The organism is Prosthecobacter sp. (assembly GCF_049294395.1).
GTDB lineage: Bacteria > Verrucomicrobiota > Verrucomicrobiia > Verrucomicrobiales > Verrucomicrobiaceae > Prosthecobacter.
In genome coordinates this window covers 1-17,711 of record NZ_JBAQCR010000331.1, presented here as the reverse complement: position 1 = coordinate 17,711, position 17,711 = coordinate 1, and the positions used below count along the sequence as shown (strand labels likewise).

Annotated in this window: 14 protein-coding genes; 8 read left to right on the top strand and 6 right to left on the bottom strand. The window is 59.2% G+C overall.

Going from position 1 to position 17,711, the window contains the following annotated elements; translation table 11 throughout:
• Window positions 1-115 precede the first annotated feature (115 nt).
• Both WAW39_RS21665 and WAW39_RS21660 read right to left on the bottom strand, forming a co-directional pair.
• Window positions 116-289, bottom strand: coding sequence for a hypothetical protein (locus WAW39_RS21665; protein WP_422321250.1), 174 nt, complete (start codon window positions 287-289; stop codon window positions 116-118).
• A gap of 20 nt (window positions 290-309) precedes the next feature.
• Window positions 310-1,266, bottom strand: coding sequence for a hypothetical protein (locus WAW39_RS21660; RefSeq protein WP_422321249.1), 957 nt, complete (start codon window positions 1,264-1,266; stop codon window positions 310-312).
• Window positions 1,267-1,392: 126 nt separating this feature from the next.
• Here WAW39_RS21660 and uvrA point away from each other — a divergent pair, with 126 nt between their 5' ends.
• Window positions 1,393-4,272 (top strand): excinuclease ABC subunit UvrA, encoded by a 2,880-nt coding sequence (gene uvrA, locus WAW39_RS21655; protein WP_422321248.1) that lies wholly within the window; start codon window positions 1,393-1,395, stop codon window positions 4,270-4,272.
• Window positions 4,273-4,355: 83 nt separating this feature from the next.
• Complete coding sequence (locus tag WAW39_RS21650; RefSeq protein WP_422321247.1) at window positions 4,356-5,282, top strand: BRCT domain-containing protein; 927 nt, start codon at window positions 4,356-4,358, stop codon at window positions 5,280-5,282.
• Between the two features lie 88 nt (window positions 5,283-5,370).
• Here WAW39_RS21650 and WAW39_RS21645 read toward each other — a convergent pair whose 3' ends face one another.
• A complete protein-coding gene (locus tag WAW39_RS21645; RefSeq protein ID WP_422321246.1) occupies window positions 5,371-7,023 on the bottom strand; it encodes an alkaline phosphatase family protein in 1,653 nt (550 codons plus the stop codon).
• 139 nt (window positions 7,024-7,162) lie between these two features.
• On the opposite strand from WAW39_RS21645, the gene WAW39_RS21640 reads away from it, so the two are divergent.
• A complete protein-coding gene (locus tag WAW39_RS21640) occupies window positions 7,163-7,915 on the top strand; it encodes an ABC transporter ATP-binding protein (protein WP_422321245.1) in 753 nt (250 codons plus the stop codon).
• A gap of 36 nt (window positions 7,916-7,951) precedes the next feature.
• Here the strand turns inward: WAW39_RS21640 and WAW39_RS21635 are convergent, their stop codons facing one another.
• Window positions 7,952-8,239 (bottom strand): VF530 family DNA-binding protein, encoded by a 288-nt coding sequence (locus tag WAW39_RS21635; protein ID WP_422321244.1) that lies wholly within the window; start codon window positions 8,237-8,239, stop codon window positions 7,952-7,954.
• Between the two features lie 20 nt (window positions 8,240-8,259).
• Window positions 8,260-8,970 carry a lysozyme inhibitor LprI family protein gene (locus tag WAW39_RS21630; protein ID WP_422321243.1) on the bottom strand — a complete coding sequence of 237 codons (711 nt, stop codon included), beginning with the start codon at window positions 8,968-8,970 and terminating at the stop codon, window positions 8,260-8,262.
• Between the two features lie 197 nt (window positions 8,971-9,167).
• Here WAW39_RS21630 and WAW39_RS21625 point away from each other — a divergent pair, with 197 nt between their 5' ends.
• The gene (locus tag WAW39_RS21625; protein ID WP_422321242.1) at window positions 9,168-10,043 is read left to right on the top strand and encodes a hypothetical protein; all 876 of its coding nucleotides are present in this window, start codon (window positions 9,168-9,170) and stop codon (window positions 10,041-10,043) included.
• Here WAW39_RS21625 and WAW39_RS21620 read toward each other — a convergent pair.
• Window positions 10,024-10,980 (bottom strand): hypothetical protein, encoded by a 957-nt coding sequence (locus WAW39_RS21620; protein WP_422321241.1) that lies wholly within the window; start codon window positions 10,978-10,980, stop codon window positions 10,024-10,026. The genes WAW39_RS21625 and WAW39_RS21620 overlap by 20 nt on opposite strands.
• Before the next feature lie 63 nt (window positions 10,981-11,043).
• Here WAW39_RS21620 and WAW39_RS21615 point away from each other — a divergent pair, with 63 nt between their 5' ends.
• The 4 genes from WAW39_RS21615 to WAW39_RS21600 all read left to right on the top strand — a co-directional run.
• Window positions 11,044-15,033 carry a PQQ-binding-like beta-propeller repeat protein gene (locus WAW39_RS21615; protein WP_422321240.1) on the top strand — a complete coding sequence of 1,330 codons (3,990 nt, stop codon included), beginning with the start codon at window positions 11,044-11,046 and terminating at the stop codon, window positions 15,031-15,033.
• 11 nt (window positions 15,034-15,044) lie between these two features.
• Window positions 15,045-16,349 carry a M20 metallopeptidase family protein gene (locus WAW39_RS21610; protein ID WP_422321239.1) on the top strand — a complete coding sequence of 435 codons (1,305 nt, stop codon included), beginning with the start codon at window positions 15,045-15,047 and terminating at the stop codon, window positions 16,347-16,349.
• Window positions 16,350-16,593: 244 nt separating this feature from the next.
• The gene (locus tag WAW39_RS21605) at window positions 16,594-16,779 is read left to right on the top strand and encodes a hypothetical protein (RefSeq protein WP_422321238.1); all 186 of its coding nucleotides are present in this window, start codon (window positions 16,594-16,596) and stop codon (window positions 16,777-16,779) included.
• A gap of 194 nt (window positions 16,780-16,973) precedes the next feature.
• Window positions 16,974-17,711, top strand: a 738-nt coding sequence (locus WAW39_RS21600; protein ID WP_422321237.1) for an autotransporter-associated beta strand repeat-containing protein, incomplete at its 3' end; no start/stop codon positions are given.

Genomic DNA, 17,711 nt, shown 5'->3' with positions numbered 1-17,711 from the left:
CAAGAGAGGAGGCAGAGTCAAGGATTCAAGAGGGCAAGGGGAACCTGGCGCCAAACAACATGCACGACATCAGACCACCTCAAGGCGGGACTGCGAAATAATCGGGAGGCTTCGGTCAGTCCCCATCAGCTTCTGCGCCAAAGTCGTCTGGAGCCTCACCAGCATCATCCCAGTGCTCGTTCGGATAGTTGCTGCGGCTTGCCCGCGAAGTCCTATGCCGTTTCTCATGGAAATACGATGCGAGAGCAATGCCCGCCATGAGGCCGATGATGACAAGAAAAATCACCATCGGATCTGTCCTCCACAGGTTTACGGCACCACTTCACCGGAGCCGGTGTACACCCATTTCTCCACACGGCCGTTTTTAATGCGGGCCTGGGCTTCGGTCTCAAACTTGCCAAACATGGTCTGCGTTTCGTATTTCACGTTCACAGTCCAGTATTCGGCGCCGTCGATTTTTTCCTGCGTGGGATCGCTCCAGGACTTGATGTTGTCGGGCTTGATTTCAGTGACTTCGCCGGCCTTCATGCTGGCAAGGAGCAGCGGGTAGGAGCCGTCGGCATCTTTGGTAGGCTTGTCATTGCTGCTGCTTCCGCCACCTGTGGAGGCGGCAGGGGCGTTTTTGGCGCGCTCAGCAGCGGCAAGGCGGTAGGCGTGGGCTTTGCGGGCGTTCTCGGTCTGGACGACCTTCACCTGCTCATAGGCGGCGGTGAACACCTCCTTGAAGTCGGTTTCATCCATGGCGACGAGGCCGCGCATGGGCGAGCCTGCGGAGGCTCCCACCACCAGGTTTGGCCCTTCCTGGCCCATCACGAAGATTTTGGTGCCAGCCTTGAAGGTGGTGGCGGCAGTGGCCTTGCCCATCTGCATCTTCAGTTCGAGGTCTTTCTTCATGGTCACCTGCTTGGGTGTGTTGAAGAAGCCCTTCGGCACCACCGCCCAGTTCTGGGTCAGCTCATCCACAGGTGGAAACACGGGAGCGACGAAGGCATTCGGGTCCACCGGCGGCGGCTCGGGGACCTTGGGCATCTCAGGTTTCGGCTCCTCGGGCTTCATCTCCGGCTTCGGTGCAGGCGCCTCCATGACTATCTTCGGCTCCTTTTTGACCGGCTTCGGCGCGGGAGCCACGGCCACCTCTTTCTTGGGCTCCTCCTTTTTAGGAACGTGCTTGGTGAACTTCATGGCATCAGCAAAAGGCGGATACACATACTCGTAGGAGACGTAACCGACGGCGATGGCCAGGGCGATGACAATAAGAGGTTTCATGACAGTGGAGGAGTCTAGGAGAGAGGCCGGAAATAATCAACCGCCCTCATGCACCATTCTGGAAACGGGCCAGCCAGGGTTTTCTTGGGCTTGATCTCCCCTGCCCCACGCGGCTTGTGTAGGCCCATGCCTAAAGACGTGATCCGCGTGCGAGGTGCACGGCAGCACAACCTCCAAAACATCGACGTGGACATCCCGCGGCACCAACTCGTGGTCCTGACCGGCGTCAGCGGCAGCGGGAAGTCCTCGCTGGCGTTCGACACGCTCTTTGCCGAGGGACAGCGCCGCTACGTGCAGAGCCTCTCGGCCTACGCCCGACAGTTCCTCGGCCAGATGCAGAAGCCGGACGTCGATTTCATCGAGGGCCTGTCCCCGGCGGTGGCCATCGAGCAAGTGCACTCGAACCCGAATCCGCGCAGCACCATCGCCACCGTGACGGAGATCTACGACTACCTCCGCGTCCTCTACGCCGTGGCAGGCCAGCCCTACGATCCGAGCACCGGTGAAAAGCTGCACCGCAGCACCCCGCCGGAGATCGCCGACAAAGTGCTGGCTCTGGGTGAAGGCACCCGCATCATGGTCCTCTCCCCCCAGCCACCGGCCAGCGGCGCGGACACGCGCACCCTGTTTGAAAAGCTCAAGCGCCAGGGTTTCGTGCGCGTGCGGCTGAACGGTACCGTGGTGGAGCTGGAAGATTCCCTCAAGCTGGAGGACGCCGAAACGCAGCAGGTGCAGATCGTCATCGACCGCCTCGTGGTGCGCCCCGACTCCCGCCAGCGCCTCATGGAGGCCATCGAAAGCTCACTCCATTGGAACGAGCGCGAGGTGCAGTTTCTCGTGAACCTCGACGGCAGCGAAGAAATCCTCAGCTACACCACCGCCTTTGCGAATCCGCGCACCGGCTACGTGATCGAGCGCCTCACCCCGCAGCATTTCTCTTTCAACACCCACCTCGGCGCCTGCCCCGTCTGCGAAGGCACCGGCTCCACGCCCACGCCCGATCCCACGCTGCTCGTCCCCGACGAGTCCAAATCCCTCGCCGATGGCGCGATCAAAGCCTGGTGGGCACGCCACCCAAAGGTGAAGCAGATTTTCAATCAAAGCATCGAGGCCCTGGCCAGGCACTTCGGCGCCGCGATGGACGTCCCCTTTCAAGACCTCCCCCAGGACTTCAAACACGCGCTGTTCCATGGCACCGGCGCAGCCCCCATCTCCACCGGCTGGAAAAAGACCGAGAACAAACGCAGCGTCGCCAAGCCCTTCGAAGGCCTGCTGCCCGAAATCGCCCGCATGTATCAGAACGCCGAAAGCGATGTGCTGCGCGCCGCCCTCACGCGCCTGATGAATCCACAGCCCTGCGCGGTTTGCGGGGGCATGCGCTTGAAACCGGAATCGCTGGCGGTCAAGCTGCGAGCTCAGGCCAAAGAGCTGAACATCCACGACTTCACCGCCCTGCAAACACGCGATGCCCTGAAATGGATGCGTGAGCTGGAAGTCACCGAGCAGCAGCAAGCCTACGTCGGCGAGCTCCAGCGCGAGATCTCCAAGCGCATCGAGTTTCTGGAGCAAGTCGGCCTCGGCTACCTCGCGCTCAATCGCGAGAGCGGCACCCTCTCCGGCGGCGAGATGCAGCGCATTCGCCTCGCCTCGCAGATCGGAGCCGGACTCGCTGGCGTACTCTACGTGCTGGATGAGCCCAGCATCGGCCTGCATCCCAGCGACAACGAGCGCCTCATTCAAACCCTCCTGCGCCTGCGCGATCTAGGCAACACCGTGCTCGTAGTCGAGCATGACGAGGCCACCATGCGCGCCGCCGATTACATCATCGAACTCGGCCCAGGAGCCGGACAGCTCGGCGGCAAAATCACCGCTCAGGGCACGCCCGCGGAGATCGCCGCGAATCCAAATTCCATCAGCGGCGGCTACTTGAGCGGCAGAATTCGCATCGAGGCCAAGGCACTGCCCCAGACCCTGCTCACAGAGTCTTTGGGACCGCGCTCCAAGCACTCGCTCACCATCCACGGCGCCACCGAGCACAACCTACGCAACGTCACCGCCGCCTTCCCACTCAGCAGCTTCACCTGCGTCACCGGCCCCTCCGGCAGCGGTAAATCGACCCTCGTCGATGACATCCTCATGCGCGCGCTGCGCCGCCACTTTTACGATGCCAAGGACATCCCCGGCACGCACGAAAAAATCACCGGCCTGGAACACCTCGACAAAGTCGTCGTCATCGATCAGTCCCCCATCGGCCGCAGCCCGCGCTCCAATCCCGCAACCTACACCGGCGCGTTTGGTCCCATCCGCGAACTTTTCGCACAACTGCCGCTGGCCCGCATGCGCGGCTACGATGCCGGGCGCTTCAGCTTCAACACGCCCGGCGGCCGCTGTGAAAAATGCGAAGGCGATGGCGTCATCAAGATCGACATGCACTTCCTCGCCGATGTCTATGTCACCTGCGAATCCTGCAAAGGCCGCCGCTACGGCGCGGAGACGCTGGAGGTCACCTTCAAAGGCAAAAACATCGCCGACGTGCTCGACATGACCGTCAGCGAAGCCGTGCGTTTCTTTGACCGCAGCACCAGCATCGGCCCCAAACTGCGCACGCTGGAGGAAACCGGCCTCGGCTACATCCGCCTCGGCCAGAGCGGAGCCTCCCTCTCCGGCGGCGAGGCGCAGCGCATCAAGCTCAGTGCCGAACTCGCCAAACGCAGCACCGGCCGCACCCTCTACGTCCTCGACGAACCCACCACCGGCCTCCACAGCGCCGACATTCAAACGCTCCTCGGCGTCCTCCTCCGCCTCCGCGATGCCGGCAACACCCTAATCGTCATCGAGCACCACATCGACGTCATCCGCTGCGCCGACTGGATCATCGACCTCGGCCCCGGCGGCGGCACCGAAGGCGGCTACATTTTAGCCTCAGGGACTCCCAAGCAGGTGGCCGCAAATGAGAAGAGCGTGACGGGGAAGTTTTTGGATTCAGTCCCGTTGATGATCACCTAAAATTTATTCCCTGAACTGGATATCATTCTCGACAGAGTGACTTGAGCTCTTCACCATTCAATCAACCACCTTTTACGACAGCAATGGAATACGAAATTTCGATGACCAATGCAGGTTTCACCCGCAGGCAACGCGTTGATCGTGCAGTTCATACCTTGGAGGGCATACTCAAAGGTGTTGCAATTGACGGCATAATTACACCTGAAGAAGCCAAAGAGTTGAAATCTTGGTGTGATGACAACCGAGCACTTATTGGCAATCATCCATTCATCGAACTAATTCCAAAAATTGACACCGCATTGGCTGATGGGACGATTGATGGCGAGGAACAAGCTGACATTCTGTGGCTTTGCCAAAACCTGAGCTCAGAAAGCATCTATTATGACAGCGTAACGTCAGACATTCAGCGCTTACAAGGCATCCTTCATGGAATTCTCGCCGACGGACATGTTAGCGACGAAGAAATCAAGCATCTCAGCGATTGGATTGACTCCCACAACGATTTAAAAGGATGCTACCCATATGACGAAATCGATTCTCTTCTGACTCAAGTTTTACGTGACGGCAAGGTCACGGACGAAGAGCGCCACATGCTCGCAGATTTTTTTGAAGGATTCATTTCATACTCGCTGTCCAAAAAAATGCAGAATGCCCGTGCCAGCGACTCTGCGCCTCGTCGCACGCTGACAGGATTATGCGCAGTTTGTCCTGACCTAGTCTTTGAAGAACGCTGCTATTCACTGACGGGCGCTTCTACTCGTGCGCCACGAGCCCAAATTGCGAAAATGATCGAGGAAATGGGCGGTGCTTTCTCTTCTTCTGTCACCCAAAAAGTCCATTTTCTCGTTGTTGGGGCCAATGGCAATCCCGCATGGGCATATTCTTGCTATGGCCGCAAGGTTGAACAGGCCATGAAGCTGCGTGCGGAGGGTCATGCTTTGATGATCGTGCATGAAAATGATTTTTGGGATGCCGCACAAGACAGCGGAGCAAAAATTCCAACGAGGTAAATTGCCTTTCACGGCACTGGTCACTTCCAGCTTGATGATACTGCTCATCCTGCGGATAAGCACAGTCATCAAGCCAAGGGTGCCCGCATCACTTCAGCACCCTCACCAGCGGCTTGCCCATGCACGCCGGCGGCTCTTGAATCCCCAGCCCCGCTGAAAGCGTCGGCGCAAGGTCCGTGATGCTGAACTCATCCTCATAGCGCCCCGCCTTGAACGGCGCACCGTAGAAGATGATGGGAATGTGCGTGTCATACGAAAAAGGCGAACCATGCGTCGTCCCCGTCGCAGCCTTCCCTGTGCCCGCAATCAGCCAAGGCTTGAGAATCAGCACCGCATCACCGCTGCGCTCGCCATTGAACCCGTTGGCAATGCGCTGGCCGATCACGCCCGGGGCGCGGCCTTCCAGCAATTGCTCACGGCCATAAACGGCATGAAACACGCCTGTGGAAAGCGCCCACTCACGAATGAACGCGGTGAGTGTCTCGGGAGCCAGTTTCTTCTCGTCCAAGACAGAGTGGTCATAGTAGAGGTTTCCATCCACCAGGCGTGGCTTCAGACTGCCTTTGGCAGACAAAAAGTAACGTCCCGCTCCGAAGTGTTCCACCACCTTGGTCTGCAATTCTCCGAGCATGTCAGCGACGGGCGGACGGCCGCCATCCAGTCCCTGCTCCTTCGCATTTTCAGGATTCGGTGCCACGCCATGGTCCGCCGTCAGCACCATCACCACGTTCGCCAGCCCCACCTTTTTGTCGAGGTAGGCAAAGAGCTCCTTCAACTGCCGGTCCAGCCTCAAAGTGATGTCCTGCACCTCCTGTGAATAGGGTCCAAACTTGTGGCCGCAGTAGTCGATGGAGGAAAACGAAACACAAAGCAAATCGGGCTGGGTCCCCTGCCCCAGTTTCTCACCTTCAATGGCCGCTTTCGCGAACTCGGCCAAAAGCTGATTGCCAAACGGAGTGGAGAGGATCGGCTCATAACCTTCCGCCTCTTCCTTGATCACCTTGTGCGGAAAGGTGCTGGTCGCTTCACCGGCCAGATGGGATTCGCCCGCGGCCGCATCCGGCATGGGATACTGCTTCTCATCCAGCAGCCGGTCCCAGGTCTGTCCCACAAAGGCATCCGGCCTCTTGCTGTCGTTAAAAGCCTTCACCCAGGCCGGCAGCTCCTTCTCATAGTAGCTGCTGGTGATGAAATTCCCCGTGGCCGACTCAAACCAATACGCCCCCGTGGGCTTCTTCCCGGCGGGCAGGATGGCCCCGCGATCCTTCACTGACATGCTGACCACCTTGGAGCCCCAATGCAGCCGCATTTGATCCGCCACAGTCGCACCGATGAAATTGCGCGGCGACATCTTCCCCGCCTTCGCGTCTGGTTGAGTGCCCACGCCCGTCACGCTGGAATCCTCCACGCAGTACATCATGGCGCCGCTGCGCTTGTCAAACCAGTCATTGCCGATGACCCCGTGCATCATCGGCGAGCTGCCGCTGAAGAAGCTCGCATGCCCCGGTGCGGTGACAGTGGGATAATAATTGTACTGGGCGAAGGTCATGAAGGCACCTTTGTCCGTGAGCTCGCGGAACCCGCCTTCGACAAACTGATGATGAAAGCGGTCCAGGTAGTCGTAGCGCAACTGATCCACCAGAATCGCGACAACAAGCTTCGGGGCCTTGGGCGGCGCAGCCTGGACTCCAGCGGAGCAAGCGACGAGGGCGAGGAGAGAGATCAGAGTGCGATACTTCATAGGTGAAATGAGAGCGCAGTAAACAACCGGAAAGCAGCGAAAGTTTCAAGCGCTTCAGCTCATCATGAGTCTTGTGTGCACTCCTGACTTGAACTGAAAGGCAACCGCAGGCATCAAGACTGCGTAGAATCCCCACGAAATGACCTCCCCTGAAACCACCCAGCTCGCAGCACATGTGAAGGGCATTTCCAAAAGCTTTGGCGATGGCGGCTCCCGGCTGCAGGTTCTGAAGGAGATTGATCTGGAAGTGCGCCGTGGAGACATCACCATGCTGGTGGGGCCGTCGGGTTGCGGCAAGACAACGCTCATCAGCATCATCGCCGGCACCCTCAAGGCGGATGCAGGGAAGTTGACCGTATTCGGCCATGATCTGCGCAAGATGTCCACGGCGGCGATCACGCGTTTCCGCTCGCGGCACATCGGTTTCATTTTCCAGTCCTTCAATCTCATTCCTACCCTCACCTGCGCGGAAAACGTGAGCGTGCCGCTGCTGATTCAAGGCGTGGGAGCATCCAAGGCGGAAAAGCGGGCGAAGGAAGTTTTGGATCAGGTGGGTCTGGGAGACCGCTGCAAAAACCGCCCCTCACAACTTTCCGGCGGGCAGCAGCAGCGCGTGGCCATCGCCCGTGCGCTGGTGCATGAGCCGCAGCTCATCATCTGCGACGAGCCCACCGCCGCACTGGACGCGAAGAACGGCCACGTGGTCATGGAACTCTTCGAACACGTGGCGCGCGGCAAAGATCGCGCGGTGCTGATCGTGACACACGACAATCGCATCTTTCACCACGCCAACCGCATCGCCAACATGGACGACGGCCGCGTGGTGGAAATCCATGACGTGGATGCCAACCATCCGCCGCCAGAGCACTTGAAGCAGGTGGAGCGGCTGTGAAAAAGTAGTCCAGTTGCGCCGCAACTGGAATTCTTATCACTCCGGTTGCGGCGCAACCGGGCTACTTTCATCGCCTTCTACTTGCGGCAGGGCCTGCGGCTGCATATCCGGCAGTGAATCGATATAAAGAGCCTCCACCTTCTCACGCGCCCACGGTGTGCGGCGGAGGAAAACGAGGCTGGACTTGATGCTGGGCTGCCAGTTGAAACAGTTGATCGGAATCATCCGGCCGAGCATCTCCCAGCCGTAGTGTTCGACGAGCTGCGTGACGATCATTTGAAGGGTGATGCCATGGAGCGGATTTTTGGGGCCGGCGGCGTGCATGATGAGTTCGTGGTTTGAGTTTATTCTTCCGGCAGGTCGCCTGATTTCGCGGCTTTGACAATCTTCGCCTGCGCCTTCGCGTCCAGTGCTTTCACTTTGACATAGCTGCCATCAAAATAAGCGCGTGCACCATGATAGTAACCAGTATTCGCACCGATGACTTCGAGCTTCTTGTCGCGGAGGATGAAACTGAGATTCGTCTCATCGGTCTTCTCTTTGTCCCGCCCCTTGTCGCTGAACCAGCCAATTTTTGAATTCCATACCGCAATGCCCGAAAGCCCGCCCACATGCGAGGTGGGGCCGCGCACGCATTGGATGATGAAATGCAGATGCCCCTCGCGCTCCACGACCTCAATGCTGCCGCCGTAGCTGTCGGTCCATTCGCCGGTCAAAGTTTCGTCTTTCCAATCGTGAATCAAACCTTTGAGCCACTCTGTGCGCATGTCTTCGAGACCCGCAGCGGCCTCCAGATATTCCGGCGCATCCAACGCCAGCTCGCCCTGAGCATCCGCACCGGTGTACAAGGGCGATCGCGCGAGGTAATCACGGTATTCCACCCACGCCCGCTGGTCTTCCTTGAGCTTGTTAAACTCTTCTTCCGGCAGCGCCTGCTTGGCCGCAGCCCAGGCTGCGTTCAGGGCGCGATCCACCTTGTCGAACGCCGCTTTCGCCGCCTTGGCATCCAGTGGTTTGTCCTGCGCGCTGACCGTATTGAGGCAGACCGTCAGCATCAGAAGTGTGAAGAATGAAATCGCCTTTCGCATGTGGCATCACATTAGCTCCGGGCACCGTCATGTCCATGGTTTGCCGCCTGTTATTTCGATCTCTTGATCATCAATCCCTGGCAGGTTTTGAATGCATGTTCACGCCTTGCCAAACAATGTTTTAACTCTAGCCTCCGCCGTCTTCGCTCCCCTACGTCATCTACATGAATCTCTACGAACAATTCGTCCAATGGGCCGGCAGTTTGAATGCACAGCAGATGGCGGACTGGCTGCGTCATCTGGAATGGAACCGCGTGGTGCCGGAGATCACGGGCAAGTTCATCGGTTTCCTGCTCGGATTTGGTGCCAGCTGGTTCCTGCTCTTCCGCCGTCATTTGAAATCACTCGACCGACTGCGCCGTGGAGATTCGGATGACGTGCTGTTTCAGGCCCACTTTCTCGCGCCCGTGCCAGGCTCGGACAAATACGTCCTCCTCTTTCGCAATCTGATGCCGAGCACCACGGTGAACGATCTCTACGACAATCCCGCCGCGCGCAAAATCGTGCGAGAACTGGCCGACATCACCACCCTGCGCAAGCCGGTGCTGCGCACGGAAGGAGTGCTGGGCTTTGAATTGCTCAACGATGCCTTCAACCACATCGCCGGACATCTGGCCATCACACCGTTTCCTCGTGAAACCTGGCTCTTCGCCATGACCTGCGAAGACCGCCAGGTGGTGCGGCGCAAATGCGTCCGCTGCTTCCTCGTCCGTCCCGCCGAGCTCGAACGCTTCGCCAACTGGCGCTGGTGCCGCGACAACGTCGTCTGCGAACAACCCTGGCACTGGTACCGCATCGTCGCACTGCACCAGTTGGCCACCGTCTGGCAGGAAGAGGAGAAGGCCGCACAAAACCCCTCTCCAAAAACGCAGGGCATGCCGCTCGTTGACAAGCACGCCACCCACCGCCGCATCCGCGCACTGTCCGCCGGCATCTTCGCCAACGAAAAACCCGTGGGCACACCGGCAGAGATCGACTGGCCTGCGCAGGAGTGGGAGCTCAAGAAGCTGGGCCTCGACCTCAACGCGACGAACCCTTGAGCCACCCGAGCACGAGGATCAGAGCCAACAGCGCAAGCCCTATGCCCCAATACAACCGCGAGCGGTCAGGCTCAGGCTGGGGTGCAGACTGCCCCTCAATCTTAACCGTCTGCGGCAGCAGATCGGCGATCTGACTTAGCTCCGGCAGCTGCTGCCCAGGCTGCGCCTGCGCCTTCACCATCTGCTTCCAGTCCACCGCCATCACGAGATCCACGCCGGGATTTTGCTCTTTCACCTGGCAGGAGCAGGAGCCAATGAGGAACTGCGCCGCACGGTCCACCGTTTCCACCTTGATGCCTTTGCCCACCAGCGCATACAGCACCCGGCCCTGGCCAAAAATCGGAAACGCGATGGGTTCATTAAGGCTGCGCAAGTCCGGCTCGCTGGCCAGCAGCATCGCAATGAAGGCGCTCTCGGCAGCATCATCGCGTTTCAGCCTCAGCGTCGAAAAAGCCAGGCGCAATCCATCGCCAGGAATCGAAACGAGGCCGTTCTTCACATCCTGCTGGTCCAGCTTCGGCAGTTCCATCACGCTGCTCAAGTATTCGAGGCGTTCATCAAGAAATTTTGCCGCCGCAGCGTCCTTCGTCTTGTCACCACATTCCAGCAGCACCCACACGGCGCTTTCGCCATTGGCGAGTCTCTCCGCGATCTGCTGCCGCGCCGGTGAATCCACCAGCAGCTTGGCATTCGCCTCGGTATAATCCGCGGACCAGATCACCTCATCGTTCCGCATCATAAGCGGCTGCCGCAGTTCAATGCGTTGCGCAGCGCCGAACGTGACCTTGAAGTTGCCCTCCAATTTCACTCCATGCGGCACGCTGACCCGGTAGGGATCTGCAGCCCAATGCTCCAGTGCATAACGAAACACCGGGACGGAGCATGCGAACGCAGTGGTCGCGCACAAGAGGAGGATGAGGACAAGACGACGCAGCATGGGCACCGCACAATACGCAGCACTTTGGATGAATTCGCATCCCATGCGCGTTTTAGTTCGATCATGCGACCGCTCCTGCTCCTCCTGCTTGCTCTTTCCACCGCCAGCGCCGACTGGCCGACCTACCTGCACGACGCCTCACGCGTCGGAGCGACCACGGAAAACATCCGGCTCCCTCTGCAGTCCGCATGGACCTTTGAATCCGCCTCCGCACCGCAGATGGCCTGGGCCGGTGAGGATGGCAGAGTCTTTGAAAGTCACGTAACCCTGAACCGCATTCGCTTTGACGAGGTGTTTCAGGTCGCCATTAGCGCAGGGAAGATCTTTTTTGGCTCATCCGTGGATGGTCGCGTGATCTGCCGGGATCTCGCGACTGGCAAGGACCTGTGGTCCTTCTTCACCAATGGCCCGGTACGTCTGGCACCTGCCATCGCTGCGGGAAAAGTGTATGTGGGTTCCGATGACGGCTACGCCTACTGCCTCGATGCCCAGACCGGCAGCCTTGTGTGGAAGCTGCGCGCTGGACCGCACGACGAACGCATCCTCGCCCGTGGCCGCATGATCTCTCGCTGGCCGGTGCGCACGGGGTTGCTGGTCGATGACGGCATTGCTTATTTCGGCGCTGGCGTGTTTCCGCATGAGAAGGTCTTCATCTACGCCGTCGAGGCGGCCACCGGGAAGATCATCTGGAAAAACGATGCGATCAGCGAGAAGGACGCAGGCCGCAACGACCTCTCCCCCCAGGGCTACCTGCTTGCGACCAAGGACATTCTTTTCGTGCCGTCCGGCAGATCACTCGCGGTGTCGATTGATCGCAAAACAGGCGAACTCATCGCCAAACCCGAACCCGGCTGGCGTGGCGATGCAGGCGGCCCCATCGGCGGCACACAGGCATTCCTCGCCGACGATCAAATCTACGCCGTGGGAGAGCATCACATCCTTGCCTTGGATCAGGAGAAGCAGAAATCCGGCTATGCCTGGTTTGCAGGCACACAGATGACCCTGACCGGCGACATGGGCTACATGGCGAATGGCACCAAAATCATCGCCGTGGACCGCACCAAGCACGCCGAAGGCACACGCATTCGCCACGGCCATGAAGTGGCCATTTCCAAGCTCAGCGCCGATTTGAAAAAACATCCTGCGGTCGCCGCAGCAAAGAAGTTCCAGGCAGCCGAAGCCGCTGCGCGCAAGGTGAAGGACGATCCTGCGGCCTTTGCCACGGCCCAGGCGGATCTCGCCGCCATCGCCGAGAAATACGAACCGCTGCGCATTGCCTACAAAGCAAAGCAGGACGAGATCGCGAAACACAAGGCCGACCTGGCCGCATCCACGGATGCCGGTGTCAAATGGTCGCTCGATACACCTCATCAATCCGCACTGATCATCGCGGGCAAAACCGTCATAGCAGGCGGAAAAGGTGAAGTGATCGCGATTGATGCCGAAACCGGCAAGCAGGCATGGAAAGCAACCTTGGATGGCGAAGCGCGTGGTCTGGCTGCCTCAGACGGTCATCTCGTCGTCAGCACCACCACGGGCCGCATTTACGTCTTTGGCACCAAAGCAGCAGACATGATCGCTGAGAAGAAGCCGAATGATTTCCCTTCGGACAAAGCCCATGCAGAAGCAGCAGAAGCCATCTTGAAACAAACCGGTATCACCAAAGGCTTCTGCATCGTGCTAGGCAACGATCAAGGAAAGCTCGCCTATGAACTCGCCAAACGCAGCGAACTCGTGATCTTCGGTGTCGATGCCGATGAGAAAAAAGTCGCCGCCGCACGCCGGGAACTCCTCGCCACGGGCCTCTACGGCACCCGCATCACGGTGGATCACCTCGATCTCGCGGTGATGCCGTATTCAAGCTACTGCGCGAATTTGATCGTGAGCGACAGCTCAGAGCCGCTGGGTGTACCTGCAGATGTCGCACGGCACTTGAAGCCCATTGGCGGCAAGTTCTGCTTCAAGGCGACACCCCAAACCGCAACCTGGCTCGCCGCAACAAAACTGACGGATGAAAAAGCCACCGTTTCGAGCAACGATGGCTGGAGCGTGCTCACGCGTTCCTCCCTTCCTGGCGCGAGCTCCTGGTCTCACCAGTATGGCAATGCAGCGAACACTTCGAGCACCGACGACCACCGCATCAAAGGCGGCCTGAGCGTGCTCTGGTACGGCGATCCCGGCCCCGGCAAAGTGGTCAATCGTCACGACGGAGCCGTGGGGCCGCTCTCGGTGAACGGCCGCCTGTTTGTGCAGGGAGAAGACAGCGTGATGGCCTATGACGCCTACAACGGCCGGCTTCTCTGGGAGACCAAGAACCCAGGGGCCATGCGCATCGGCGTCTACAATGCCCGTGAACCCGGCAACATGGCCGCGAGCGACGACTACCTCTTCATGCTCATGGAGGATGAGTGTATTCAGTTTGATGCGGCCACGGGCAAGATCGTGCGCACCCTCAAAATCCCCGGCGCAGGCACCAAAAAGGATCTGCAGTGGGGCTACATTGCCTATCAGGATGGCTTGCTCTATGGCACCGAAACTGAACGCGTTGAAAAGGCGGCGGAAGTGGCACGCCGTGGCAAGAGCGGCTCGATTTCGACCGACCGCATCTTTGCCTTCGACGTGAAAACGGGTGCGCTCAAATGGACACATCAGGGCAAGCACATCTCCCACGTCAGCATCGCCATCGGAGATGGCCGCCTGTTCTTCATCGATGCCTCGCTCACACCCGAGCAGCGCGCCCTCATGCTGGCAGAGGACAAGACCGCCCTCGCCAAACTCACCGGCAAGGAGCGTGAACTGGCCGAGGACCGCGTGAAAAACAACGATCTGCGCATGGCCGTGGCGCTCGATGCCGCCACCGGCGTCCAGCAATGGGCCAAACCCGTCGATGTGACGGACTGCAGCGAGATCGGCATTGGCGGCGGTGCCCTGACCCTCATGTATCACAACGGCCATCTCGTGCTCGGCGGCGCCAACGCCAACGGCCACTACTGGGAGCAGTTCTTGAGCGGTGAGTTCAAACGCCGTCGCCTCGTTGTGCTGGATGCAAACAAAGGCGACAAAGTCTGGGCCAAGGACGCGAACTACCGCCACCGCCCGGTGGTGATCGACAACGAGATCATCGCCGAACCCTGGAGCTACGATCTTTACACCGGAACGCAGAAGACGCGCAAACATCCCATCACCGGCGAGGAGTCCGCATGGATGTTCGCCCGCCCCGGTCACCACTGCGGCGCGATTTCGGCCACCCCCAACATGATGTTCTTCCGCTCCAAGTTCACCGCCTTCTATGATCGCGACAGCGACAGCGGTACCGAGCATTTTGCCGGTCATCGTCTCGGCTGCTGGATCAACACCATCCCCGCCAACGGTCTCGTCATGATCCCCGAGGCCAGCGCGGGCTGCGTCTGCCTCTTCTCCATCGCCAGCACGGTGGTGTTTGAGCCACGTGAAGACCGCATGAACTGGGGCGTCTACAGCGCCGACGGCCCCTCTCTGCCTGTGCAGCACATGGCTTTGAATCTCGGAGCCCCCGGAGACCGCCGCGATGCACACGGCAAGCTCTGGCTCGGCTACCCACGCCCCAGCAGCCGTGCGGGCATCGATCTGCCGCTGGACTTCAAACCGCAATACACCAGCAAAACCGGCGGCGCGTATGCCTTCAACTCCGAAAGCCCTTCCATCTCCGGCCACGACACTCCCTGGATCTTCACGAGTGGTCTGCGCGAACTGACGAAGCTCGACATCCCGCTTCTCGCCAAAGGCCAGCCGTCCGCGACCTACACAGTGAAGCTCATGTTTGCACCGCTGCCAGACGATCAGCCCGGACAGCGTGTCTTCGACGTCAAGCTCGGTGACAAGGTCGTGCTAAAAGCCTTTGACCCCGCCACCCGCAAAGGAGCCATCGTGGAGCAATTTGAAAACATTCCGGTGACCGACAACCTCATGCTGGAGCTGATTCCCACATCTCCCACCAGCGCCCCCATCCTCAACGGCATCGAAATCCTGCGCACCAACGCCAAGGAAATCACCGCAGGAGTGGCGCAAAGGTAAGGCCTGTCCCCATGAAGCACTTCATCCTTCCTCTCATCCTCTGCGCCTCCTCCTTCGCCGCTGCCCCCCGTGACGCCCTCTTCCAAAAGAGCATCGAGGAAATGTTTCCGCATCTCGTGGAAATTCGTCGGGACATTCACATGCACCCCGAACTCCCGAACGAAGAAGTGCGCACATCGAAGCTGGTGGCGGATCGCTTGAAGGAGCTCGGCTTCACCGACATCAAGACCGGCGTGGCCAAGCATGGCGTGGTGGCGCTTCTCAAAGGCGCCAAGGACGGCCCTTGCGTGGCCGTGCGTGCGGACATGGATGCCCTGCCCATCAAGGAACTGCGCAGCGTGCCCTACCGCTCACAAAACCCCGGCGTCATGCATGCCTGCGGCCATGACGTGCACGTGACCTGCGCTCTCGGCGTGGCTGATCTCCTTTCCAAGCATCGCGATCAAATCAAAGGCAGCGTGAAGTTCCTCTTTCAGCCCGCTGAAGAAGCCATGCCCGCCACTTTCAAAGGCGACTGGGGTGCCAAGCTCATGGTGGCTGAAGGCGCGATGGAAAATCCAAAGCCTGCGGCGGTTTTCGGCCTCCACACCACAGCCGTGGTGCAGCCTGCGGGAGTCACGGATGATGCCGTGCATTTTCTGAAGGCCGGACAGATCGGCTACACACCCGGCATCGACAATGCGAACAGCGACCGCTTCCACATCACCATTCATGGCAAGATGGCGCACGGTTCCGCGCCGCACAAAGGCGTGGATGCCATCGCCGTGGCCGCAGAGGCCATCATGGCGCTGCAAATGATCAAAAGCCGCCAGACTAACACCCGCCAGCCGCTCGTCATCAGCATCGGCACCATCAGCGGTGGCGACCGCGAGAACATCGTCGCGGAGAAAGTCGAACTCGGCGGCACCGTGCGCACCTACGATGCCGCATTCCGTGACGGCATCATCGAGCAGATGGAGCGCATCCTCAAAGGCATCACTTCAGCCCACGGCGCCACCTACGAGATGGAGTACCGCAAAACCTACCCAAGCATTCTCAATGACCGCAAGCTCATCGAGGCCACGCTGCCTGCCTTCAAACGCATCGTCGGTGAGCAGAACGTCATTGAACTCATCCCCGGCATGGGTGGCGAAGACTTCAGCTTTTTCGCGCAGGTCGTGCCCGGCTTCTACTTCCGTCTCGGCGTGGCGAATGAGGAAAAAGGCATGACCTACGGCGGCCACACGCCCATGTACGACTGCGATGAAGAGAGTCTCAAAACCGGCGTCGCCGTGATGGCGGCGGCCGTGTGTGATTTTCTTGATGCAAGCAAATGACCATCGTGGCGTTTCTGCACGACCATGCAGGCCAGCCACCTCCACCGCCTCATAGTCTGTATCATCGCACTGTGCGGCTGATTAGAAATCACCCTACAAGGTCGAATTCACCTTCAAAGAGGAGGAGTTGATCGGCGATCTGCTCCAAGGACCACGCGGCGAATGGAAGGAAGAGGTTAGCGTGTCGTACCGCGACTGGCAGGACGCCGCAAATTAGAAGCGCATCGAGCTTCCTGCCCGCTACGTGGATTTTGAAACAACGCTCCTCACCGGCGACCTGCTGTTCGTGAAAAACAGCACAGGCACCGGAACCAAAGTCTGCAACGGCGTGGTCATCCCCAACGGCATCCAACTGCGCCCCTTCAAACGCGGCTGCTGGTGCGCCAGCAAAGCCAGCCATGTCCTGCGCATCATTCCAGAAGGAAAGTAAAGCTGGAGAGCGGTTAACAAGCCTGGGCCTTGATCGCACACAAGTGGTTGTTCCCAACCATCTCGCGAGCAGCAACCCTTTTCACTTCACCCTGCCTTTCAGGCTCGTGGTAATTGACGTGCCAGGCGCTGATTTCTGAGCACGGACGCATCAGCGACAAACGGAAGACAAGTAGGGTTTCACCCCATGGCACCGTGATCACGATTCACCTATGCAGCCCCGAACGTGCGGAAAGAAACCCGAACGCTCAACTCGAAACTAACCAAACAAACATCAAATACGTGATCATGAACACACTCACATTGAAAAAAAATAAATGGGGAAACAAGGGCTCCTGCTGGGGTCTTTCAGCCGTAGCTCTGCTGACCCTCAGCAGCCTTTGCCAGCAGGTAAAAGCGGACCAAGTCTGGGATGGTGGTGGCGGGAACGCCTTGTGGTCAAATAACGTAAACTGGGGCGCTGACACGGTGCCGAATTATGCCATTGGCCTTCAGTTTGGGGGGCTTGTGAACCTTACCCCGTCGAATGACGCCACGGCCACCGCTGCTGGCCTCACCTTCAATCTAGGTGCGGGCGCTTTCAATCTTATTGGGAATGCCATTACTCTCACGGGAAGCATCATCAACAATTCGGCCAACGTGCAGACAATTGGCTTTGGTGGTACGGGCATCACTCTGGGCGCAGGACAGGCGTGGGATTCAGGGGCTGTCCCATTGGGGGGGCTGAATGTGGGCTCTGCGGTCAATCTGTCAGGCCAGGCACTGACGGTCGATGGCACCAACAATACGACCATTTCGGGCGCGATCTCTGACACGGGTGTCGGCGGCTCACTGGTCAAAAATGGTGCAGGAACGCTTCTTTTGAGCGGCACGAACACTTTCACTGGTCCAACCACCGTCAATCTGGGCGTTCTGCAGCTTCAAAACGGCTCA